We start from the raw sequence: 21996 nt of genomic DNA, 5'->3' as shown, positions 1-21996 counted from the left end.
GGAAAGGGGCGCACCGCGGTGCGCCCCTTTTTCATTGGCGTCAGGGCGCCGGGACGGTCATGCCCTCAGCGCGTCGATCGGAGCGCCGAAATTGATATGATAGGCCTGCCCGCCGAGCACCAGCGCCGGCACCGAGCGGACCCCGGCGTTTTCGGCTTCCGGGACGCGGCCCGGTGTTTCGCCCAGATGGACGCGTTCGACGTCGTAGCGCGCGGGGTCGATCGCGTCGGCCACCACCTGCTCGGCGTCGAGGCAGACGCTGCATCCGGCATGATAGAAAATCGCCTTCTCGGTCATGGTTCGTCTCCTTTTAAAAAGTATCGAGTCGATACAATGCATCTGTCATGCCCACCGGGATTGTGCAAATGGTTTTTAGTCGATACTAAAAAGAGATGACGCAGGACCTGACCGACATGCTGACGCGCACCGCGCGCCTGATCGCGGGCGACGGCCACGCCGCGGGGCTCAAGCCCGTGCAGTGGCAGGCGCTGCGCTATCTGGCGGCCGCGAACCGCTTTTCGCGCACGCCGGGGGCGCTCGCCGCATGGCTGGGACAGACCAAGGGAACGGTGTCGCAGACCGTGGCGACGCTCGAACGCAAGGGGCTCGTCGCGCGGACGGGCGACGCGGGCGACCGGCGGCTGGTCCGGCTCGCCCTCACACCCCAAGGGGAGACGCTGCTCGCCTCCGCCCCCGACACGATTGCCGAGGCGATGCTCGCCCCGATGGCGCCGGCCGACCGCGCGGCGCTGGAGGCGCTGCTCGCCCGCATGCTCGGCGGCTTTCTCGCCGCGCGCGGCCACCGCCCCTTCGGCCTGTGCGCCAACTGCCGGCATTTCCGCCGCGATGCCGAAGGCGGGAACCCGCATCGCTGCGCCTTGCTCGACGTGCCGCTCGACGAAACCGATTCGCGCGCCATCTGCATCGAGCAGGAGGCCGCATGAGCATCGCCATCGACGCGCTTCTGACCGGCAAGGCGCGCGCCTTCGGCGATAGCGGCGAACCGAGCGCGATCGGCAAGACGCCCGTCGCCGGGTCGCGGCACGTCGGCTTCCTCGGCATCGCGGGCGACGAGCAGGGCGACCTGACCGTGCATGGCGGTCCCGACAAGGCGATCCATCATTATCCGCGCGACCATTATCCCTGGTGGATAAAGCGACTGGGCGGCCATCCCCTGCTCGCCGCGCCCGGTGCGTTCGGAGAGAATCTGTCGACCCGTGACATGGTCGAGGACGCGGTGTGCATCGGCGACCGCTACCGGCTCGGCACCGCGCTGATCGAGGTCAGCCAGGGGCGCCAGCCGTGCTGGAAGCTCGGCCACCGCTTCGGCATCGCAAGCGTGCCCGCGACGGTGGTGAAGACCGGCCGCAGCGGCTGGTATTACCGGGTGATCGAGGAAGGAACGGTCGCGGCGGGCGACACGCTCGATCTGATCGCGCGGCCGCTGCCCGACTGGACGATCGCGCGCGTCTTCGCGCTGCTGATCGGCGGCGCCGGAAAGCGCGATCCGGCGGCGGTCCGCGATCTGGCGGCGCTCGACACGCTGGCGGGAAACTGGCGCAGGCGCGCCGAGAAGCTGATCGCGCCCTGATCGCTACCCGGCGGCGGGGAGCGCCGCCTCGACCAGCGGCGCAAGGCCCTGCACGACGACTTTCACTCCCTTGGCATTGGGGTGCAGATGGTCGGCGAGCATCAGCGACGGGTCGGTGACGACATCGTCGAGGATGAAGGGATAGAAGCTGACCCCATATTTCGCGGCAAGATCGGGATATATGGGGTTGAATTTCTTCTCATAATCGCTGCCGAGATTGGGCGCCGCCATCATCCCGGTGAGCAGCACCGGGATATCGCGCCGCTTGAGTTCCGCCAGCATCGCGTCGAGGTTGGCGCGCGTCTGATCGGGACCGATGCCGCGCAGCATGTCGTTGCCGCCGAGCCCCAGCAGCACGAGCGCGGGTTTCTGTCGGGCATTGTCGAGGACATAGGCCAGCCGCTGGCGTCCCGCCGCGCTGGTATCGCCCGACACGCCGGCATTCTGCACCCGCGCCACGACGCCATCGGCGGTCAGCGCGGCCTGAAGTTGCGGCGCCAGCCCCTCTTTCGGTCCGAGCTGATAGCCCGCATAGAGGCTGTCGCCGAATGCGATGACCAACGGCGCATCGGCGGGGAGCGCGGGCGCGGCCTGCGCATGCGATGCGCCGTCGCCCTTCGGGGCCGCGGGCGTATCCGCCGACCCGCAACCCGCGAGCGGTTGGCAAAGCGCGAGCATGCAACCATATAGCAGCATCGAACGCCATCCGGCCGTTTTCATCTCCAAAGGGTCCTTTCTTGACCGACGCGCTCTCCGCATCGCCCGAACCGGCGATCGCCGCCCATAATGTGACGCTGACGCTGGGAACCGGCAAGGCCCCGGTCGAAATTTTGCGCGGGGTCGGCCTGACGGTCGACGCAGGCACATCGGTCGCGCTGCTCGGCCCCTCGGGCTCGGGCAAAAGCTCGCTGATGGCGGTGCTTGCGGGGCTCGAACGCGCGAGCGGCGGGACGATCCGCGTCGCCGGGCTCGATTTCGGCACGATGGACGAGGATGCGCTCGCACGGGCGCGGCGCGGGCGGATCGGGATCGTGCTCCAGGCTTTCCATCTGCTCCCGACGATGACCGCGCTCGAAAATGTCGCGGTGCCGCTCGAACTCGCAGGGCACGCCGATCCGTTCGGACGCGCGCAGGCGGAGCTGGAGGCGGTCGGGCTCGGCCACCGCCTGACGCATTATCCCGCACAGCTTTCGGGGGGCGAGCAGCAGCGCGTCGCCATCGCGCGCGCGATGGCGGGCGAGCCCGCGATCATCTTCGCCGACGAGCCGACCGGCAACCTCGATACCGCGACCGGCCACGCGATCATCGACCTGATCTTCGCACGCCGCGCCGCGCTGGGCGCGACGCTGCTCATCATCACCCACGACCCGGCACTCGCCGACCATTGCGACCGCGTCGTCGTGATGCACGACGGCCGGATCGAGGAGCGGGCACCGTGAACAGGCTCATCCTTCGAAGAGGCGCAAATTGACCCCCGCCCTCGCCACGCTCTGGCGGATCGCGCGGCGCGACCTCGCCGCGCGCATCCGCGGCCTGCGGCTGCTCGCGGTCTGCCTGTTCCTCGGCGTCGCGACGCTCGCCGCGATCGGCAGCCTGACCAGCGGCATCACCGCCGAGCTCGAGGCGCGCGGCCAGACGATCCTCGGCGGCGACCTCCAGCTCGCGCTGCCGCAGCGGCAGGCGAGCGCCGAAGAGATGGCGGCGTTCCGCCTCGCGGGGACAACCTCCGCCACGGTACGGATGCGCGCGATGGCGAATGCGCCGGACGGCGAGGCTTTGCTCGCCGAGCTGAAGGCGGTCGACGACGCCTATCCGCTCTATGGCACAATGCGGCTGGCGAGCGGCGCACGGCGCGGCTCCCCGCCGCCGGGAACGGTCTGGATCGGCACCGACCTCGCCTCGCGGCTTGGGCTGGAACCGCAATCGAGTTTGAAATTCGGCGAAAAGGCGTTCCGCATCGACGGTATCATCGCCGACGAGCCCGACCGGCTGGGCGAGGGATTCACGCTGGGGCCGGTCGCGATCATCGGCATCGACGACCTGCCGGCGACGCAGCTCATCCAGCCGGGCAGCCTCTACGAAAGCAAGTATCGCATCCGCCTGCCAGCGGACGCCGATCCGGCCGCGGTGGGCAAGAACCTGACCGCCGCCTTTCCCGATGCGGGCTGGGACCTCACCGACCGCAGCAACGGCGCACCGGGAACGCGCCGCTTCATCGAGCGCATGGGTCAGTTCCTGTCGCTCGTCGGGCTCGCGGCGCTGGTGATCGCCGGGATCGGCGTCGGCAACGGCGTCGCCAGCTATCTCGCGGGAAAGCGGCCCGGCCTCGCCACGCTGAAGGTGCTGGGCGCCGACAGCGCGACCGTCGCGCGCATCTATGGCTTGCAGATTCTGACCGTGGCGGCGCTCGCCATCGTCGCCGGGCTTGCCGCCGGTGCCGTCGCGCCGGCAGCGATCGGCGCGATCGCGGGCGACGTGCTGCCGGTGCGGCCCGGTTTCGCGCTCTATCCGCTGCCGCTCGCGGTCAGCGCCGCCTATGGTCTGCTGATCGCCGTCGCCTTCGCGCTGCCGCCGCTCGCGGCGACCCGCCGCGTTCCTGCTGCCGGACTCTACCGCGCGACGGTGAGCGGCGCCGGACGGATCGAGGCGCGCGTGCTGGCGGCGGTCGGCGTCGCCTTCGCCGCCATCGTCGCGCTCGCGGTCGCGACGGCGCGCGAGCCGCTGTTCGCGCTGGGCTTCGTCGCCGCAGCCGCCGCGCTGCTCGTCGTGCTGGTCGGGCTCGGCTGGCTGGTGCGGCGCGTCGCGGGCCGCCTTCCGCGACCGCACCGCCCGCTGCCGCGCCTCGCCCTCGCCAATCTCCACCGCCCCGGCGCCGCGACCGGCGCGCTCGTCGTCGCGCTCGGGCTCGGCCTCACCCTGTTCGTCGCGCTCGCGGCGATTCAGACGAGCATCACGGCGGAGATCGCGCGCACCGTGCCGCAGCGCGCGCCGAGTTTCTTCATCCTCGATATTCCGCGCGACCGCGCCGCCGATTTCCGATCGCTGGTGACGCGCGCCGATCCCGATGCCGCGATCAACATGATCCCGGCGCTGCGCGGCAGCGTCACCGAGTTCCGGGGTCAGCGCGTCGACGAACTGGCCGAACTGCCGGAGGGCGCATGGGTGCTACGCGGCGACCGCGGCCTGACCTACAGCGCCACGTTACCCGCGGGCAGCACGCTCGTTGCCGGGCGTTGGTGGGACGCGGGCTATCGGGGCCCACCGCTCGTCAGCGTCGAGCAGGAGGTCGCGGCGTCGCTGGGGCTGCGGCTCGGCGACACGCTTGGCGTCAACGTGCTGGGGGTCGAGGTGCAGGCGAAGGTCGCCTCCTTCCGCACCGTCGATTGGGAGAATTTCGGGCTCAACTACGTCCTCGTCTTCTCGCCCGGCACCTTCGACGCGGCGCCGCACAACATGGTCGCGACCGTGGCCGTGGGACCGACGGCAGAGACCGAACTTTCGCGGAGCGTGCCGCGCGCCTTTCCCTCGGCCTCGCTGATCGCGGTGCGCGACGTCGTCAGCCAGGTCACGACCCTCCTCACCCAGATGAGCCAGGCGATCGCGGTCGCGGCAAGCATCGCGATCCTCGCGGGCATCGCGGTGCTGATCGGCGCGATCGCCGCCAGTCGCGAGCGGCGCGTCTACGACAGCGTGATCCTGAAGCTGCTCGGCGCGACGCGCGGACAGATACTGGGCGCGCAGGCGCTCGAATATGCGGCGCTGGCCGGCATCGTCGCTTTGCTCGCGCTGGGGCTCGGGCTCGCCGCAGCCGCCTATGTGGTCGTCGAGCTGTTCGATTTCACCTTCGCGCCCGATCCGCTGATCGTCGGCCTGACCCTGCTCGGCGGTGCCGGCCTCGCTTTCCTGATCGGCATCGCGGGAAGCTGGCCCCTGCTCTCGGCCCGCCCCGCGCAGGCGCTGCGGAGTCTGTGACCGATCCCTTCACGGGCGATACGAGCACCCAAGACGCTTGGCGTGGTCGAACAGCCGCTTGTCGAGGGTCCATAGCCGCACGCCCGATTCGCCGGCAACCGATGCCAGCAGATGAGCATCGACCATGCCCAATCCGGTAGCGAACAGGCGGTGATCGGAAATGAATGCGAGCAGGCGACTATGATCGACGACGGGCATCGGAGGAAGGTAGGCCAGCATCGCGATGAATCTCGCCCGCTCCGCAAGCGATCCCAGCGCCAATTCGGCGGTGACGAATGGATGCTGGCATACCTCTCCCTCGGACAGGGCAAGGGCAAGCGCTGCATTGGCGCGGCGCAGATGATCGATCCAGACCGACGTATCGACTAATATCATACAGAGGGTCGTTCGCGCGGCGGCGCAGCCGCATCGGGCATCGTTCCCCCCATCAGCGCCAGCGCCCGGCCGGCTTCGCGCTGCAGCAGCGCCGACACCGCCGCGCGTTCGAGCGCCTTGCGGTCGCGAATGCCACTGATCCGCGCGGCTTGGTCCCACAGGTCGTCATCCGCGACAGCGCGCCCAGTGCGGCTATGGTTTCTCACCCGTTCGAAGCGGACCCGTCCGCGTTGCTGGTCGATTTCGCGCGTTTCCCATCCGGCATCGATCCACGCCTTCGCCTGGCTATGATGGCCGCGAAACTGGTTAGCCCACCACGCACGGTGCTGGTGCGCGCTCGGAGGAAGCTTGAAGCGAAGAATCCTTTCGATTTCGGCGAAGGTCGCGTCCCAGCTATCATCCGGAACCGTCGCCAGGAAATCGGCAAGTGGCCGATATTTTCCCATGATCGTCACTCCATTTCGCAGCCAGAATAGTTCGAAACTATTTTTATGTCAAGAAAACTATTCTCCCGCTGAAACGGTCAGTTCAGCAGCCGCACCACGGCGGAAACGGCGGCAACGCCCAGCACGACCGCCACCATCGCCTGCCAGACATGCGGCGCCACGCGGCCGAAGTGGCGGCCGCCGAGGCGGTTGCCCAGCCACATCGGCAGGAACAGCAGCACGGCCAGCAGGAACAGCCGCCACGTCGCCAGCCCGACCCACATCGACGCGAGCGTACCGGCGATGGCGGTCGCAAAGAAGATCAGCAGCATCGACGCCCGCGCGACGCGCGGTTCGAGGGGACGACGGTAATAGAAAGGAACGACCGGAGGCCCCGGCATCGCCGCAAAACCCGTCAATATCCCAGCGGCGAACCCGGTGCCCCCGATTGCGAGCCGACCCGGCTGGTGTCCCTCGGGCTGTTTGGGCAGCAGCACCGCGACGAAGGCGCCCACCGCGACACTGGTGATGAGCAGCCGCGCGACATCGGGCGTCACGCCTTTCAGCGCCAGCATCCCCAGCGGCGTCGTGACCACCGCGATCAGAGCGATCGGAATCGCGCTCGCGCGGTCCGAATCGTGGATGATCGGCCCCAGCCCGACCGGACCGATCAGCAGTTGCAGCAGGATGCCCAGCGTCACCGCCTGCGCCGGCGCGATGATCAGGCCGAGCAGCGGCACGAGGATGATCGCCATGCCGAAACCGGTGAGTCCGCGCACATAGGCGGCGCCGAACGTCATCGCCGCCGCCCCCGCGATCGTCAGCGGCGCGAGGCCGACCAGATCGTCGAGGCCCGTCAAGCGGGCCGCAGGTCCGGCGGCGTCGCCTCGTCCTTCAGCATCGCGATCGCCTCTGCAAGCGGCAGGATACGCTGGCCGTCCTGGCCGAGGGTGCGGATCGCGACCGTCCCTTCCTCGGCCTCGCGCTTGCCGACGACCAGGAGGTAGGGAACCTTCGCCAGGCTGTGTTCGCGCACCTTGTAATTGATCTTCTCGTTGCGCAGATCGGTCTCGACGCGGATGCCCGCGGCCGCAAGCTGCGCCGCGGCGCCCGTGGCATAATCGTCGGCGTCGCTGACGATCGTCGCGACCACGGCCTGCACGGGCGCGAGCCAGGTCGGGAAGCGACCCGCATAATGTTCGATCAATATGCCGATGAAGCGCTCGTAGCTGCCGAAGATCGCGCGGTGGAGCATGATCGGCCGGTGCCGCTCGCCGTCTTCGCCGATATAGCTGGCGTCGAGCCGCTCGGGCAGCACGCGGTCGGACTGGATCGTGCCGACCTGCCACGTCCGCCCGATCGCGTCGGTCAGGTGCCATTCGAGCTTGGGCGCGTAGAAAGCCCCCTCGCCCGGCAGTTCCCCCCAGCCATAGTCGTCGGTCGCGAGCCCCGCGCGCACCACCGCGTCGCGCAGTTCGGCCTCTGCGACGTCCCAGATCTCATCGCTGCCGAAGCGATTGTCGGGCCGCAGCGCGAGCTTGATCGCATAGGAGAAGCCGAAATCCTTGTAGATGCGGTCGGCGAGCTGGCAGAAGCTCTGCACCTCGTCGATGATCTGGTCCTCGCGGCAGAAGATATGCGCGTCGTCCTGCGTGAACTGGCGGACGCGCATCAACCCGTGGAGCGCGCCGTGCGGCTCGTTGCGGTGGCAGCAGCCATTCTCGTAGATGCGCAGCGGCAGGTCGCGATAGGATTTGATCCCCTGGCGGAAGATCAGGACGTGCGCCGGACAGTTCATCGGCTTGAGCGCCATCCATTCGGCGGCGTCGGAGACGAGCGGGCCCTCGTCCTCGGTGTTCGGCACCTCGTCGGGGATGACGAACATATTCTCGCGATACTTGCCCCAATGGCCCGACTGCTCCCACTGGCGCGCGTCCATCACCTGCGGGGTCTTGACCTCCTTGTAGCCCGCGCCGTCGATCGCGCGGCGCATATAGGCCTCGAGCTCGCGCCAGACGATATAGCCCTTGGGGTGCCAGAAGACGCTGCCGTGCGCTTCCTGCTGGAGGTGGAACAGGTCCATCTCCTGCGCCAGCCGGCGATGGTCGCGCTTCGCGGCTTCCTCCAGCTTGTGGAGATGCGCGTCGAGCTGCTTCTTGCTCAGCCAGCCGGTGCCGTAGATGCGCGTCAGCTGTGCATTGCGCTGATCGCCGCGCCAATAGGCGCCCGCCACCCGCATCAGCTTGAACGCCTGCGGATCGACCTTGCCCGTGCTCGCGAGGTGCGGGCCGCGGCACATGTCGAGCCAGGAGCCGGGTTGATGAGGGGGGCCCGACCAATAGACGGTCAGATCCTCGCCCTCGGGCAGCTCTTTCGCCCATTCGGCCTTGAAGACCTCGCCGTCCTTTTCCCACTTGGCGATCAGGGCGTCGCGGCTCCAGACCTCGCGGCGCAGCGGCTTGTCGGCGCGGATGATCTCGCGCATCTTCTCCTCGATCGCGGGCAGGTCGTCCATCGAGAAGGGTTCGCGGCTGTCGGGCGCCTTCACGTCATAGTAGAAGCCGTCGTCGGTCGCGGGGCCGAAGGTGATCTGCGTCCCCGGCCACAGCGCCTGCACCGCCTCGGCCAGGATATGCGCATAGTCGTGGCGTACGAGTTCGAGCGCGTCGGCCTCGTCGCGGCTGGTGATGAGCGCGAGACTGCTATCGGCCTCCAGCGGGCGCATGATGTCGCGCACCTCGCCGTCGACACGCGCGGCAAGCGCGGCCTTCGCGAGCCCGGGGCCGATATCCGCCGCGATCTGCGCCGGGGTCGTGCCGCGCGCGACTTCTCGGGCAGAGCCATCGGGAAGGGTGACGCGGATCATCTCGGACATTGGGAAATCGGCCTTTCTGGCGAGGGAAACTGCGCCCCTTTGCCAGCATGCGATATGGGCGGCAAGGGGCGGATTCGCAATCGGGGTTGCAATGATATAATGTATCATTATGGAGGCGGCACGCATCGCCACCGCGAAGGATTCGCCCCATGTGCATTCCCGTCCCCCGTTCCCGCGTCGCCGACCTTGCGGGAATCACCCTCTCGTTCGGTTGCCTCGTCCATTGCCTTTTGCTGCCGCTGCTCCTGCTGCTGGCGCCGGCGCTCGCGCCGTGGCTCGGCCTGCCCGAAAGCTTTCATGCCGCGGTGCTGCTGCTGGCGCTGCCCGCGGCGTGGGTCGCGATGGCCGGCGGTTGGCGGCATCATCGCCGACGGCTGCCCGCGATACTGGCAGCGGCGGGCTTGCTGCTGCTGACGCTGGGGCTGGCGGCGCACGGGCAATGGATCGCGCTTGGCGATCCCGAGACCGCCGACCGGCTGTTCACCTCGCTCGGCGCGCTGAGTCTCGCGAGCGCGCACGGCCTCAACTGGCGGTTCCGCCATCGCCGCGGATAAATCGGCGGCTTCCGGGGGCAGCGGGGCGGAGAGCTTGCAGGCCCCCTGCACGCGGGCTAGGGGCAGCGGGTCTCGATATTCGATCCGCCGCCGCCAGAACAGGAACCGCCCCCGTCCATGGAGAGACGACAGCTCCCTCCCCTCCCCGTTGCCGGCACGGCCGCAGCGCCCGCCTGGCTCGATCGGCCGGGGCGCCCGCGCCTCGCCTATCGCCATGTCACTGGCGCGGGACCGACGATCGTCTTCCTGCCCGGCTATATGTCCGACATGGCGGGCGGCAAGGCGACGGCGCTGCTCGCCTGGGCGGCGGCGGAAGGGCGCGCCTGCCTGCTGCTCGATTATGCGGGATGCGGATTGTCCGAAGGTCAGTTCGCCGAACAGACGCTGCTCGACTGGCGCGGCGACGTGCTCGACCTGATCGACGCGAAGGTCGAAGGGCGCGTGCTGCTCGTCGGATCGTCGATGGGCGGCTGGCTGATGCTGCTGACGGCGCTCGCGCTGACGCAGCGCGACGGGCCGCGGCGCGTCGCGGGCCTCGTCGGCATCGCCGCAGCGCCCGATTTCACCGAATGGGGTTTCAGCGACGCCGAAAAGGCGATCATCCGCACAGAGGGCGCGCTGATCGAAGATACGCCCTACGGCGACCAGCCCTATGTGACGACGCGCGCCCTCTTCGAATCGGGCGAAGCGAACCGGCTGCTGGATGGCACGATCCCCCTTACCTGCCCGGTCCGCCTGCTCCACGGGCAGGAGGACGGCGACGTCCCGCCCGACATCAGCCTGCGCCTCGCCGCGGCGTTGGCGAGCGACGACGTGCAGGTGACGCTCGTCAAGGGCGGCGACCACCGCCTGTCGCGCGACGGCGACATCGCCCTGCTCATCGACACGGTCGCGCGATTCGCGGCCCATCCAGCCTGAAGGACAACCATGGCCCGCAGCGACTTTCGTTTTCACGTCACCAAGCGCGTCCGCTATGCGGAGATCGATGCGCAGGCGGTGGTGTTCAACAGCCGCTATCTCGAATATTTCGACATCGGCGTCACCGAATATTGGCGCGCGGCGGGCGTCTATGACCGCTGGCCGGATCACAGCAGCCCCGAATTCCACGTCGCGCGCGCGGAGGTCGATTACAAGGCTCCGATCCTGCTCGACGAAGAGATCGACATCTGCGTCCGCGCCGAGCGCGCCGGGCGCAGTTCGCTGACCTTCCTGTTCGAGCTGCACGGCAAGGGCAAGGACGAGCTGCGCGCCGCCGGGCGGATCGTCAACGTCCACGTCGCCGAGGCGCGCGGGGCGGCTTCGCCGGTGCCGGAGGCGTTCCTGGCGTTGTTCGAAGCGTTTGAAGGACGGGCGTTGCGCGCCTAGGGTCCTGATCCTAGACAGGTTTCATGGTTCAATATCTCCACACGATGATCCGGGTCACCGACCCCGACGCCACCATCGCCTTCTTCAAGCTGATCGGGATCGAGGAAGTGCGCCGCTTCGACAGCAAGCAGGGCCGCTTCACGCTGATCTTCCTCGCCGCGCCGGGACAGGCGGGGATCGCCGAGGTCGAGCTGACGCACAACTGGCCGCCCGAGGACGGCAGCGCCCCCGAAACCTATACGGGCGGCCGCAACTTCGGCCACCTCGCCTATCGCGTCGACGACATCTATGCGACGTGCCAGCGGCTGATGGACGCGGGAGTGACGATCAACCGTCCGCCGCGCGACGGGCATATGGCGTTCGTGCGCTCGCCCGACGGCATTTCGGTCGAGCTGCTGCAGGACGGCCATCTGCCGCCGCAGGAACCCTGGGCGTCGATGCCGAACGTCGGAAGCTGGTAGGATGCCCGGCTGGCCCGATCGCCGGTTGACCGGGCTGTTCGGGACGCGGCATCCGATCGTCCAGGCGCCGATGGCGGGCGCGACGTCGACCGACATGATCGTCGGCGCGATGGCCGGGGGCGCGCTCGGCTCGCTGCCGTGCGGCATGCTGACCCCCGACGGCGTCGCCGCGGCGGTGGCGGCGATCCGCGAGCGGAGCGACGCGCCGCTCAACCTCAACTTCTTCTGCCATCGCCTGCCGCCCGCACCCGACACCGCGGCATGGCAGGCAGCACTGGCACCCTATTATGCCGAATATGGCATCGCCAACGCCGGCCCCCCGCCGCCGCTGCGCGCGCCGTTCGACGCCGCGATGGGCGAAACGGCGGTCGCGGCGAAGCCCGCGGTCGCCAGCTTCCATTACGGCCTGCCCGACGAGGCGCTGCTCGCGCCGCTGCGCGCCGCCGGCATCGCGATCGTGTCGAGCGCCACCACCGTTGCCGAGGCGCGACACCTAGCGGCGCGCGGCTGCGACGCGATCATCGCCATGGGTTATGAAGCGGGCGGCCATCGCGGCTGGTTCCTGGGCGAAGAACCGGACAGCCAGATCGGGACGATGGCGCTGGTGCCGCAGGTCGTCGACGCCGTCGCCTGCCCGGTCATCGCGGCGGGCGGCATCGCCGACGCGCGCGGGGTTGCCGCCGCGCTGATGCTCGGCGCGGCGGGGGTGCAGATCGGCACCGCCTATCTGTTCACCGACGAGGCGCCGATCAGTGCCGCGCACCGCCGTGCGCTGAACGGACCGGAGGCCGAGGCGACGCTGCTCACCAACCTGTTTTCGGGCGGCGTCGCGCGCGGCATGCGCAACCGGCTGGTCGCGGAACTGGGGCCGATGGCCGACGCCGCGCCGCCCTTCCCCCATGCGTCCGCCGCGCTCGCACCGCTGCGCAAGGCGAACGAAGCGCAGGGCGGCGGCGATTTCTCGCCGCTGTGGGCGGGACAGGCGGCACCGCTGGGCCGCGCCGGCACCGCCCGTGCCCTGACCGAGCGGCTCGCCAGCGAAGCCCTCGCGCGGCTTGACGGAAGCGGATCGCACCCGCCACAATCGCGCTGACGCCAAGGTCGGCGCCCGCCCGCTCCGTCATCAGGGCAAGAGGCCGGACCGCGAAGGAGAAAAGAGCATGGCTGCGCTCGACATCGTCCGCATCCCCGTCCTCAGCGACAATTATGTCTGGCTGGTCCACGATCCCGAAAGCTTCGAGACGATGGTGGTCGACCCGTCGGTCGCCGATCCGGTGCTGGCCGAAGCCGACCGGCGCGGCTGGCCGATCACCGCGATCTGGAACACCCACTGGCACCCCGACCACACCGGCGGCAACGCCGATATCAAGGCGAAGACGGGCTGCGAGATCATCGCCCCCGCCGCCGAGCGCGAACGCATTCCGACCGCCGACCGACTGGTGAAGGACGGCGACCGGGTACGGCTGGGATCGCATGTCGCCGACGTCTGGGACGTGCCCGCGCATACGGCGGGCCATATCGCCTATCATTTCGCCGACGACGCCGCGATCTTCGTCGGCGACACGCTGTTCGCGATGGGATGCGGCCGGCTGTTCGAGGGAACGGCCGAGCAGATGTTCGCCAACATGCAGCGGCTCGCGACGCTCGACGACGCGACGCGCGTCTATTGCGCGCACGAATATACGCTGTCGAACGCGCGCTTCGCGGTGACGGTCGACCCCGACAACCGGGCGCTCGCGGACCGCCTTGCCGCGGTCGAGGCGGCGCGCGCCGCCGGCGAGCCGACGGTGCCGACGAGCATCGGCGCGGAACGCGCGACGAACCCCTTCCTGCGCGCGCCCACCGCCGCCGAGCTCGGGCGCATCCGCGCGCTCAAGGATGCCGCGTGATGCGGCGGCTTCAGCGCGCATTCATCCTCCCTGGCGCATCGTGCCGAATGCAAGGAGTCCGATCATGGCCAGGCTGAATCCGGTATATGCGGCGGCGCTGATCGGCGCGATGCCGCTGATCGCGAGTTGCGCTCCCGCCGGCAGCGCCGATGCCGGCGCCGCGGCGCTGACCCCGAAACAGAGCCGGACGCTCGACAAATATCTGGCCGGCAAGGTCGCGGGCGAGCCGGTCCGGTGCCTGCCGCACTATGCGAGCGCCGATACGATCCGCGTGTCGGACGATATATTGCTCTATCGGCAGGGAAGTCGCATCGTCTATCGCAACGACCTGAAAGGCCGCTGCCCCGGCCTCGCGCGCGACAGCGACATCATGGTGGTGCGCCAGTTCGGCACCCAGACATGCAGCGGCGATTTCTTCCACCTGGTCGACCGCGGCAGCGGCATCCGCGGACCGACGTGCGTCTTCGGCGATTTCATCCCCTATCGCAAACCGGCGGGGGACGAAGGCTGAGCCGACAGGCCCGGCCGCAGGCGGGGTTCGGTTTGCGCCGAGCTCTCGGGTCGCAGCCCCGCCTGCTCCGATGAAAAGCCATCCTTTTCGTTAGACCATGACGACATCAGACGGACTCGTCATTGCGAGCGGCGAAGCCGCGCGGCAATCCAGAGCATGCATAAATCGCTCTGGATTGCTTCGCTCCGCTCGCAATGACGTGGTCAATCCAAAGTCATCAGAGTCCGAAGCACCATGTCATAACGTGCCGCGTTCCGTCCGAAGGATATATACGCCAAACGAGTTCAGGCTGACGGAAGGAAGCCGAACCCGGATCCCCGCAGACCATGGACTCTTTCCGACCCGTCTGCGCGGGGACACGACATGCATCACCCCCGATACAGCGCCGCGATCTTGTCGGCATAGACCTGCTTCAGCACGTGGCGGCGGATCTTCATCGACGGCGTCATCTGTTCATTCTCGATCGTGAAGGGTTCGTCGGCGAAGTCGAACTTGCGCACCTTCTCGATCACCGAGAGCTGGGCGTTGACCCGGTCGACCGCAGCGCGGATCGCGGCGCGGAATTTCTCGTGCTCGCGCAGCAGCTTCAGGTCTTTCGGCAACCCCTCCGCCTCGGCCCATTCGTCCATCCATTCGGGATCGGGAACCAGCAGGCCGACCAGGTGCGGGCGCTTGTCGCCATAGACCATCGCCTGCAATATCTCGGGCTGGAGCGTCAGCATTCCCTCGACACGCTGCGGCGAGACATTGTCGCCCTTGTCGTTGACGATCAGGTCCTTCTTGCGGTCGGTGATGACGATGCGGCCCGCCTCGTCGATATGGCCGATGTCGCCGGTGTGCAGCCACGGCCCCTTGTCGGGCTCGGCCGGATCGGGGACCAGCACGCGCTCGGTCTCGGCCGGGTTGCGCCAATAGCCCTTCATGACCAGTTCGCCGCGCACGCAGATCTCGCCGTCGTCGGCGATCCGCACCTCGGTATTCATCAGCGGCGGGCCGACCGTGTCCATCTTCAGCCCCGCCGCGGGGCGGTTGCAGCTGATCACCGGCCCCGCCTCGGTCTGGCCATAGCCTTGCAGCAGGGTCAGGCCGATCGAATGGAAGAAAACGCCGATTTCGGGGTTCAGCGGCGCGCCGCCCGACACCAGCGCCTTCATCCGGCCGCCGAAACGCTTCTGGATCTTCGGGCGGAACAGTTTGTTGAGCAGCAGGTCGACCGGACGGTCGAGCACGCCCATGCGCCGCTCATAATCCTTTTCGCCGACGCGCAGCGCCTGGCTCAGCATCCAGTTCGCCAGCTTGCCCTGCTTTTCGACCGCCTTGATCATCCGCGCGCGGATGACCTCGAACAGGCGCGGGACGACGACCATGATCGTCGGCCGCGTCTCCTCGATGTTCGAGACGAGCTTTTCGAGCCCCTCGCTGTAATAGATTTGCGCGCCGACCATGATCGGCAGGAACTGTCCGCCCGAATGCTCATAGGCATGGCTGAGCGGCAGGAAGGACAGGAACACCTCCTCGTCGCCGATGCCGAAATCATTGACCAGCACTTCGGCCGCGCCCGCCGCATTGTGCAGGATCGCGCCATGATGCTGCATCACGCCGCGCGGCGCGCCGCCGGTGCCGCTGGTGTAGATGAGGCAGGCAGTGTCGTCGCGCGTCATCGCCAGGCCCCGCGCCTTTGCCTCCTCCAGATGCGCCTCGCCCCCCGTGACCAGCGGGTCCCAGTCGTGGATCGCGACATTGCCCTGCTGGCCGACGCGCAGGCTTTCCATGCTGATAACCAGCCGCACGTTCGAGCGCAGCACCGCAGGCATCAGCGTCCGCGCGAGTTTGGCGGTGGAGACGATCACCGCGCTGGCGCCGCTGTTGTCGAGGATATGCTGGTGGTCGCGCTCGGTGTTGGTGGTGTAGGTCGGCACGGTGATGCACCCCGCCGCCATGATGGCGAGGTCGGCGATACAGAATTCGGGGCGATTCTCGCTGACCAGCACGACGCGGTCGCCGTCGCGCAGCCCCAGCCGGCGCAGATTATATGCCAGCGCGGCGACCTGGTTCATGACCTGCCGCCACGACAGCGGCTGCCAAGCGCGATCGGCCTTGCGCCACAGGAAAGGCGTCTCGCCGCCCCGCTCGGCGCGGTCGAAGAACATCGCGACGAGACTGGGGAAATGGTCGAGATGGGGGTTTTCCAGCTTCATTCCTCTACTCTCCCAGAGAGGTTGGATCGTTCGTCATCGTGCCGACCGGAAAGCCGGCGCATCACCCCTGCGGCGGCGAGCCGTCGACCGACGCCGATCCGGGGCCGCGCGGATCGGCGGCGCCGTGCCAGACGCCGTCGACGCGCTGCGCCGCGTTGAGTTTCGATCCCAGTTCGGTCGGCGTGAAGGCATAGCCGAAGGGCTGCATCTTCGCGGCGATCGCCTTGCCCGCCGCATCGTCCTCGATCAGCACGCCCTGCTGGCCGAAGAACAGGTTGGGCAGCGCGATCGCATCCTCGGCCGACAGGCCCCAGTCGAGCACGCCGATCAGCGTCTTGGTCACGTGCATGATGATGCGCTTGCCCCCCGCCGAGCCGACCGCGAGCACGACCTTGCCGTCGGGACCATAGACGATCGTCGGCGACATCGACGACAGCGGCCGCTTGCCCGCCTGCACCCGATTGGCTGCGGGCGCGCCACCCTGCACCGGGCTGTGGTCGAAATCGGTCAGCTCGTTGTTGAGGAAATAGCCGTTGACGTTGAGGTGGCTGCCGAAAATGCTCTCGACCGTCGAGGTCATCGAGGCGACGTCGCCGGCGCGGTCGACGACGACGAAATGCGTCGTGCCATGTTCGGCGACCGGCCCCGAAGTGGTGCGCGGTTCGGCCCCCGGCGGGTTGCCCGCTTCATAACGGCCCGCCGCGCCGAAGGGCGAGATGAGCTGGCGCCGCCCGGCCAGATACGCCTTGTCGAGCAGCCCGGCGACGGGCACCGAAACGAAATCGCCGTCGCCCAGATATTTGGCGCGATCGGCATAGGCAAGCTGCATCGCCTCCGCCAGCAGGTGCCAGCTCATCGGGTTGTCCTTGCCCATCGCCTTCATGTCCCAACCTTCGAGCAGGCCGAGGATGCCGAAGACGGTGGTCGCCCCCGACGAGGGCGGCCCCATGCCGCAGACCTTGTAGACGCGGTAGGTGGTGCACACCGCCGGCCGGTCCTTCGCCCGATAGGCGGCGAGATCCTTCGCGGAGATCTGCGCCGGGTTACGCTTCGATCCGGCGACCGCCGCGCTGATCGCGCGGGCATTGGCGCCGGTATAGAAGGCATCGGGACCGCGCGCCGCCATGTCGCGGAGCAGCGCGGCATAGGCGGGGTTGCGGATCGTCGCGCCGACCGGTGCGGGCTTGCCGTCGATATAATAGATCGCGCGCGCGGCGGGGAAATCCTTCCACAGCTCCTCGAACCGGACCAGCCAGTTGTGGAGGACCGGCGTCACCTGATACCCCTCCTCCGCCAGCCTGATCGCGGGCTGGAACAGCGCCTTCCATTCGAGCTTGCCCCATTTCCCGTGCGCCATCTCCATCAGGCGGACGTTGCCGGGCACGCCGACCGACAGGCCGCCCGGCACCACCTCCATGAACGGGCGCGGCTTGCCGTCGGGCCCCAGGAAGCGGTCGGGCTTCGCCGCCGCGGGCGCGGTTTCGCGGCCGTCGATCGTCGCGATGCTGTCGCTCGCGGCGTCGTGATAGACGAGCAGCCCGCCGCCGCCGACCCCGCTCGACTGCGGCTCGACGAGGGTCAGGACGAGCATCATCGCCATCGCCGCATCGGCGGCCGAACCGCCGTCGGCGAGGATCGCGCGCCCCGCCTCGGTCGCGCGCGGGTCGGCGGACGAGGTCACGCCCTGCGCGACGGCGAGGGAGGGAACGGCAAGGACGAAGAGGCTGAGCGCGGCGAGGAGTCGTTTGATCATGCGCGCGACATTGGCGCGGCCCTTGGGCCAGCGCAACCCCGACCTCTTCTTCCTTGGCACGGGTCTTCGCCTAGCCGCCCGCTCCCACCGCGTCGGCCACCCGCACGAAGCCGTCGCGCGCGGCGAGCGCTTCCAGTCCGCGCGCGATGCGGCCGGCAAGGCCCGGCCCTTCATAGACCATCGCCGAATAGAGCTGGACGAGGCTGGCGCCCGCGCGGATGCGCTCCCACGCCTGTTCGGGCGACGCGATGCCGCCCGCGGCGATCAGCGGCAGCGTGCCCCCGCTCGCGGTGCGGAAATCCCGGACGCGCCGAAGCGCCAGTTCGGCGAGCGGCGCGCCCGACAGCCCCCCGGTCTCGCCCGCGTGGCGCGACGCGAGCGGCGGGCGCGTGATCGTCGTGTTCGACACGATCACCGCCGCGAGCCGCTTGTCGAGCGCCACTGCGACGATATCGTCGATGTCGGCGGGCTCCAGATCGGGCGCGACCTTCAGAAACACGGGTTTCACGGCCCCTGCGAGCTGCGCCGCCGCGACGCCGTCAAGCAGCGCCTCGAGCGCGCCCTTGTCCTGCAGGGCGCGCAGTCCCGGCGTGTTCGGCGAGCTGATGTTGACGGTCAGATAATCGGCGAGCGGCGCCATCGCCGCGGTGCCCTTCGCATAGTCGGCGATGCGATCGACGCTATCCTTGTTCGCGCCGATGTTGATGCCGAGCGGCACCGGCAGGCCGTGGCGGCGCAGGCAGGCGATCCGTCCGGCCGCCGCCGCCTGCCCGCCGTTGTTGAAGCCCATGCGGTTGATGATCGCGCCGTCCTCGACCAGCCGGAACAGGCGCGGGCGCGGATTGCCCGCCTGCGGCAGCGGGGTCAGCGTCCCGACCTCGACGAAGCCGAAGCCGAAATGCGGCATCGCGTGCGCGACGCGCGCATCCTTGTCGAAGCCGGGCGCGAGCCCGACCGGATTGGGGAAGGACAGACCCGCGAATTCGGTCGCGAGCGCCGGGCTGGTCAGCGCGCGCCGCGCGCGCGGCAGCGGCTGGAGCGCGGCGAGCGTCAGATTGTGCGCGGCCTCGCCATCGGTGGCGTGGACGATCGGGCGGGCCAGCGCATAGGCGGCATCGCAGGCGGAGGCGAAGAGCGACATGGCCCGCCATTGCGCCGCGCCGGCCGCTATGGCAAGCCCCACAGCGGATCGGGCAAATCCGCCGGACATAACAGGAGATTATCGTGTCGCACCGCCGCATCGCCGCCAGCCTGTCCACCTGCCTGATCGCGCTCGCTATCGCGGGCTGCGCCCCGGTGGCCGCCGAGCGGGCGCCCGCCGCCGCGTCGATCCCCGTTCCGCCCGCCGGCGCGGGGCTTGCCGATTTCTTCGAGCAATATGATGCCGCGCAGCTTTCGCTGAGCCCGCAGGGCAAGGCCTATCGCGGCATCCGCGACCAGGATTATGGCCGCTGGAACGATGTCGGCGACGAGGCCGAGGTCGCGAGCCACAAGCTCCAGCAGGCGACGGCGGAGGCGATGCGCGCCAGCTTCGACCCGCGGACGCTTTCGCCCGACGACGCGCTGTCGTTCGAACTGTTCAACGCGCAGGCGGAGCGGGCGGACCGGCTGTTCGCCTTTCGCGACCATGCCTATATCTTCGACCAGATGAACGGCGCGCAGAGCCGGCTTCCCGCCTTCCTCATCAATATCCACCGCGTCTCCAGCGCCGCCGAGGCGCAGGCCTATGTCGACCGCATCCGCGGCCTCGGCCCCGTTCTCGACGCGCTGAGCGCCCAATCGGCCGCGCGCGCGCGAAAGGGCATCCAGCCGCCCAAATGGGTCTATGCCTATGTCATCTCCGACATCGAGAATCTGATGAAGCCCGACAATGCGGTGATCGAGGACATCGCCGCGAAGGTCGGCAAGCTCGAGGCGACCGATGCGGAGAAGGCGCGGCTGGTCGACGCCGCGCGGGCGGCGTGGACCGAAAGCGCCGGGCCGGCCTATGGCCGCCTGCTCGCCGAGATGAAGCGCCAGCAGGCGGACGCGCCGACCGCCGACGGCATCTGGCGCCTGCCCGACGGCGCCGCTTATTATCAGGCGCTGCTCGCCAATTACACGACCACCGACATGAGCGCGGCCGAGATCCACGACCTTGGCCTGCGCGAAGTCGCGCGCATCCACGGCGAGATGAAGGCGATCATGGCGAAGGTCGGCTTCAAAGGCACGCTGCCGCAGTTCTTCGAGCATCTGCGCACCAGCCCGCAATATTATCACACGACGCGCGAGGCCTATCTCGCCGACGTCGCGACGCGGGTCACGGCGATGGAGGCGCGGCTGCCCGCCTTCTTCAACACGCTGCCCAAGGCGCATCTGCAGGTGAAGGCGGTCGAGGCGTTCCGCGAGAAATCGGCGGGCAAGGCCTTTTACCAGTCGCCGTCGCCCGACGGGTCGCGGCCGGGCACCTATTACGTCAATCTCTACGACCTGCGCGACATGTCGAAGACCGAACTCGAGGCACTCGCCTATCATGAGGGGGTTCCCGGCCACCACCTCCAGCGCGCGGTGCAGACCGAACTCACCGGCCTGCCGCCCTTCCGCCGCTTCGGCGGCTTCACCGCCTATACCGAGGGCTGGGGCCTCTATTCGGAGGAGCTGGCGAAGGACATGGGTTTCTATACCGACCCCTACAGCGACTTCGGCCGGCTCGGCATGGAATTGTGGCGCGCGTGCCGGCTCGTCGTCGATACCGGCATCCACGACAAGCGCTGGAGCCGCGAGCAGGCGATCCGCTATCTCAAGGACAACACCCCCAACCCCGACGGCGACATCGAAAAGGCGATCGAGCGCTATATCGTCTATCCGGGTCAGGCGACCGCCTATCTGATCGGCAAGCTCAAGATCATGGAATTGCGCACCCGCGCGCAGGCGGCGCTGGGCGAGCGTTTCGACATCCGCGCCTTCCACGACGTGGTGCTGCAATCGGGGCCGGTGCCGCTCGACGTCATGGAACGGCGCGTCGATGCGTGGATCGCGCACGAAAGCGCCTGACACCTCCGATCATTGCGGCTTGACGCCCCGCCGCTTATGGAAAATTATACATGTTGGAAACAAGGCGGCAATAAAGCCGCCGAGGGTCGTTCGTCATGTCAGACAATGCGTCCGCGGGCGCGGGGAGCAGCGCGCCGTTCGAGCTTCACTATTTTCCGCCCGATCCCGATCTGGCGGAGATGGTGTCGAGCTTTTACTGCGCGCGCATCAACATGCCGCGCTTCGACGAATATGAACGCGCCGACCGGCCGCAGTTCCGCTTCCTGACCGTGGCCGACGGCGAATATGTCTTTGCCGACGGTCATCGCACATCGGTGTGCCGCGCCAATATCGTCGGGCCGACGAGCGGGCGGGTGCGCGCGATCAGCAATGGCCCGACGCAGATCTTCGGCTTCGGCATGCTGCCGGCGGGCTGGGCGGCGCTGATGGGCGCCGACGCCGAAAAGCTGACCGATCGCGCGATCGACGCCGCCGACCTGTTCGGCGACTGGGTGAACGAGGTCGCAAGCCGCTTCCACGATGCGTCGAGCGACGCCGAACGGCTGGTCATCGGCAACAATTTCGTGCGCGAGGTGCTGAAGCGGGGCGAGCCGGCGCCGATGTGGTTCATCCGCACCGTCGACCGCTGGCTGACCGAGACGGCATCCCCCCACGTTCCCGACCTGGTCGCGGCCACCGGCATGTCGATCCGCTCGGTCGAACGGATGACCAAGCATTTCTATGGCCTATCGCCGCGCATGCTGGCGCGCAAATATCGCGCCGTCCGCGCCGCCGCGGCGCTGGCGCGCGGCGAGGATCTCGAATCGGCGCATCTTGGCGACGCCTTCTACGACCAGTCGCACCTGATCCGCGAGATCAAGCGCTTCGCCGGCGCGACGCCGGGACAGCTGGCGACGCCGACGCTCTATACCGAGGCAACGACGCGCGGACGCAAGCAGCTCGCGGGCAAGGTCAGCCCGATCGTGTCGGACACATAGGCGAGTCGGCGATGGCC

General features: G+C 68.6%; 22 protein-coding genes. 13 read left to right on the top strand and 9 right to left on the bottom strand.

Features of this window, described 5'->3' with window-relative positions; all coding sequences use genetic code 11:
* Nucleotides 1-57: 57 nt before the first annotated feature.
* Nucleotides 58-297 carry a thioredoxin domain-containing protein gene (locus ABS88_RS05945; protein ID WP_067113722.1) on the bottom strand — a complete coding sequence of 80 codons (240 nt, stop codon included), beginning with the start codon at nt 295-297 and terminating at the stop codon, nt 58-60.
* Nucleotides 298-392: 95 nt separating this feature from the next.
* Here ABS88_RS05945 and ABS88_RS05940 point away from each other — a divergent pair, with 95 nt between their 5' ends.
* Together ABS88_RS05940 and ABS88_RS05935 are read left to right on the top strand one after the other, a co-directional pair.
* Nucleotides 393-944: a MarR family winged helix-turn-helix transcriptional regulator gene (locus ABS88_RS05940; RefSeq protein WP_104959436.1), complete on the top strand. Its 552-nt coding sequence runs from the start codon at nt 393-395 to the stop codon at nt 942-944.
* Entirely contained in the window at nt 941-1591 is a 651-nt protein-coding gene (locus ABS88_RS05935) for an MOSC domain-containing protein (RefSeq protein WP_076074497.1), read from the top strand. Before ABS88_RS05940 ends, ABS88_RS05935 begins: the two co-directional genes overlap by 4 nt.
* Before the next feature lie 3 nt (nt 1592-1594).
* On the opposite strand, the gene ABS88_RS05930 is transcribed toward ABS88_RS05935, so the two are convergent.
* Nucleotides 1595-2311: an arylesterase gene (locus ABS88_RS05930; RefSeq protein WP_076074495.1), complete on the bottom strand. Its 717-nt coding sequence runs from the start codon at nt 2309-2311 to the stop codon at nt 1595-1597.
* Between the two features lie 17 nt (nt 2312-2328).
* On the opposite strand from ABS88_RS05930, the gene ABS88_RS05925 reads away from it, so the two are divergent.
* Both ABS88_RS05925 and ABS88_RS05920 read left to right on the top strand, forming a co-directional pair.
* A complete protein-coding gene (locus ABS88_RS05925) occupies nt 2329-3030 on the top strand; it encodes an ABC transporter ATP-binding protein (protein ID WP_076074491.1) in 702 nt (233 codons plus the stop codon).
* A 28-nt stretch (nt 3031-3058) separates the two neighbouring features.
* Nucleotides 3059-5563 (top strand): ABC transporter permease, encoded by a 2505-nt coding sequence (locus ABS88_RS05920; protein ID WP_104959435.1) that lies wholly within the window; start codon nt 3059-3061, stop codon nt 5561-5563.
* Between the two features lie 9 nt (nt 5564-5572).
* On the opposite strand, the gene ABS88_RS05915 is transcribed toward ABS88_RS05920, so the two are convergent.
* From ABS88_RS05915 to thrS, 4 genes are all read right to left on the bottom strand, one after another.
* A complete protein-coding gene (locus tag ABS88_RS05915; protein ID WP_067110504.1) occupies nt 5573-5938 on the bottom strand; it encodes a type II toxin-antitoxin system VapC family toxin in 366 nt (121 codons plus the stop codon).
* The gene (locus ABS88_RS05910; RefSeq protein ID WP_234002587.1) at nt 5935-6384 is read right to left on the bottom strand and encodes a DUF7662 domain-containing protein; all 450 of its coding nucleotides are present in this window, start codon (nt 6382-6384) and stop codon (nt 5935-5937) included. Before ABS88_RS05910 ends, ABS88_RS05915 begins: the two co-directional genes overlap by 4 nt.
* 77 nt (nt 6385-6461) lie before the next feature.
* Nucleotides 6462-7223: a sulfite exporter TauE/SafE family protein gene (locus ABS88_RS05905; RefSeq protein WP_067110498.1), complete on the bottom strand. Its 762-nt coding sequence runs from the start codon at nt 7221-7223 to the stop codon at nt 6462-6464.
* Nucleotides 7220-9238: a threonine--tRNA ligase gene (thrS, locus tag ABS88_RS05900; protein WP_104959434.1), complete on the bottom strand. Its 2019-nt coding sequence runs from the start codon at nt 9236-9238 to the stop codon at nt 7220-7222. Before thrS ends, ABS88_RS05905 begins: the two co-directional genes overlap by 4 nt.
* Before the next feature lie 149 nt (nt 9239-9387).
* Here thrS and ABS88_RS05895 point away from each other — a divergent pair, with 149 nt between their 5' ends.
* The 7 genes from ABS88_RS05895 (at nt 9388) to ABS88_RS05865 (ending at nt 14018) form a co-directional block, all read left to right on the top strand.
* Nucleotides 9388-9792, top strand: a complete 405-nt coding sequence (locus ABS88_RS05895) for a MerC family mercury resistance protein (protein ID WP_076074483.1) — start codon at nt 9388-9390, stop codon at nt 9790-9792.
* Nucleotides 9793-9909: 117 nt separating this feature from the next.
* The gene (locus tag ABS88_RS05890) at nt 9910-10710 is read left to right on the top strand and encodes an alpha/beta fold hydrolase (RefSeq protein WP_076074481.1); all 801 of its coding nucleotides are present in this window, start codon (nt 9910-9912) and stop codon (nt 10708-10710) included.
* 9 nt (nt 10711-10719) lie between these two features.
* A complete protein-coding gene (locus ABS88_RS05885) occupies nt 10720-11157 on the top strand; it encodes an acyl-CoA thioesterase (RefSeq protein WP_076074478.1) in 438 nt (145 codons plus the stop codon).
* A 23-nt stretch (nt 11158-11180) separates the two neighbouring features.
* A complete protein-coding gene (locus ABS88_RS05880) occupies nt 11181-11618 on the top strand; it encodes a VOC family protein (protein ID WP_076074476.1) in 438 nt (145 codons plus the stop codon).
* A gap of 1 nt (nt 11619) precedes the next feature.
* A complete protein-coding gene (locus ABS88_RS05875; protein ID WP_076074473.1) occupies nt 11620-12711 on the top strand; it encodes an NAD(P)H-dependent flavin oxidoreductase in 1092 nt (363 codons plus the stop codon).
* A 67-nt stretch (nt 12712-12778) separates the two neighbouring features.
* A complete protein-coding gene (gloB, locus tag ABS88_RS05870; RefSeq protein ID WP_067181927.1) occupies nt 12779-13507 on the top strand; it encodes a hydroxyacylglutathione hydrolase in 729 nt (242 codons plus the stop codon).
* A gap of 64 nt (nt 13508-13571) precedes the next feature.
* A complete protein-coding gene (locus ABS88_RS05865; RefSeq protein ID WP_234002586.1) occupies nt 13572-14018 on the top strand; it encodes a hypothetical protein in 447 nt (148 codons plus the stop codon).
* Nucleotides 14019-14386: 368 nt separating this feature from the next.
* Here ABS88_RS05865 and ABS88_RS05860 read toward each other — a convergent pair whose 3' ends face one another.
* From ABS88_RS05860 to ABS88_RS05850, 3 genes are all read right to left on the bottom strand, one after another.
* Nucleotides 14387-16216 carry an AMP-dependent synthetase/ligase gene (locus tag ABS88_RS05860; protein ID WP_199775062.1) on the bottom strand — a complete coding sequence of 610 codons (1830 nt, stop codon included), beginning with the start codon at nt 16214-16216 and terminating at the stop codon, nt 14387-14389.
* 61 nt (nt 16217-16277) lie between these two features.
* Nucleotides 16278-17969 (bottom strand): gamma-glutamyltransferase, encoded by a 1692-nt coding sequence (ggt, locus tag ABS88_RS05855; RefSeq protein ID WP_212599090.1) that lies wholly within the window; start codon nt 17967-17969, stop codon nt 16278-16280.
* 70 nt (nt 17970-18039) lie between these two features.
* Nucleotides 18040-19110 carry a quinone-dependent dihydroorotate dehydrogenase gene (locus ABS88_RS05850; protein WP_076074471.1) on the bottom strand — a complete coding sequence of 357 codons (1071 nt, stop codon included), beginning with the start codon at nt 19108-19110 and terminating at the stop codon, nt 18040-18042.
* 83 nt (nt 19111-19193) lie between these two features.
* Between ABS88_RS05850 and ABS88_RS05845 the strand changes: the two genes are divergently transcribed.
* Nucleotides 19194-21002 (top strand): DUF885 domain-containing protein, encoded by a 1809-nt coding sequence (locus ABS88_RS05845; protein WP_076074468.1) that lies wholly within the window; start codon nt 19194-19196, stop codon nt 21000-21002.
* Between the two features lie 95 nt (nt 21003-21097).
* Entirely contained in the window at nt 21098-21979 is an 882-nt protein-coding gene (locus ABS88_RS05840; RefSeq protein ID WP_076074466.1) for a helix-turn-helix domain-containing protein, read from the top strand.
* Nucleotides 21980-21996 lie beyond the last annotated feature (17 nt).

Source organism: Sphingopyxis sp. SCN 67-31, from assembly GCF_001725095.1.
Note: the sequence above shows the minus strand (reverse complement) of the source record. Positions and strands in the feature narration are given on the sequence as shown.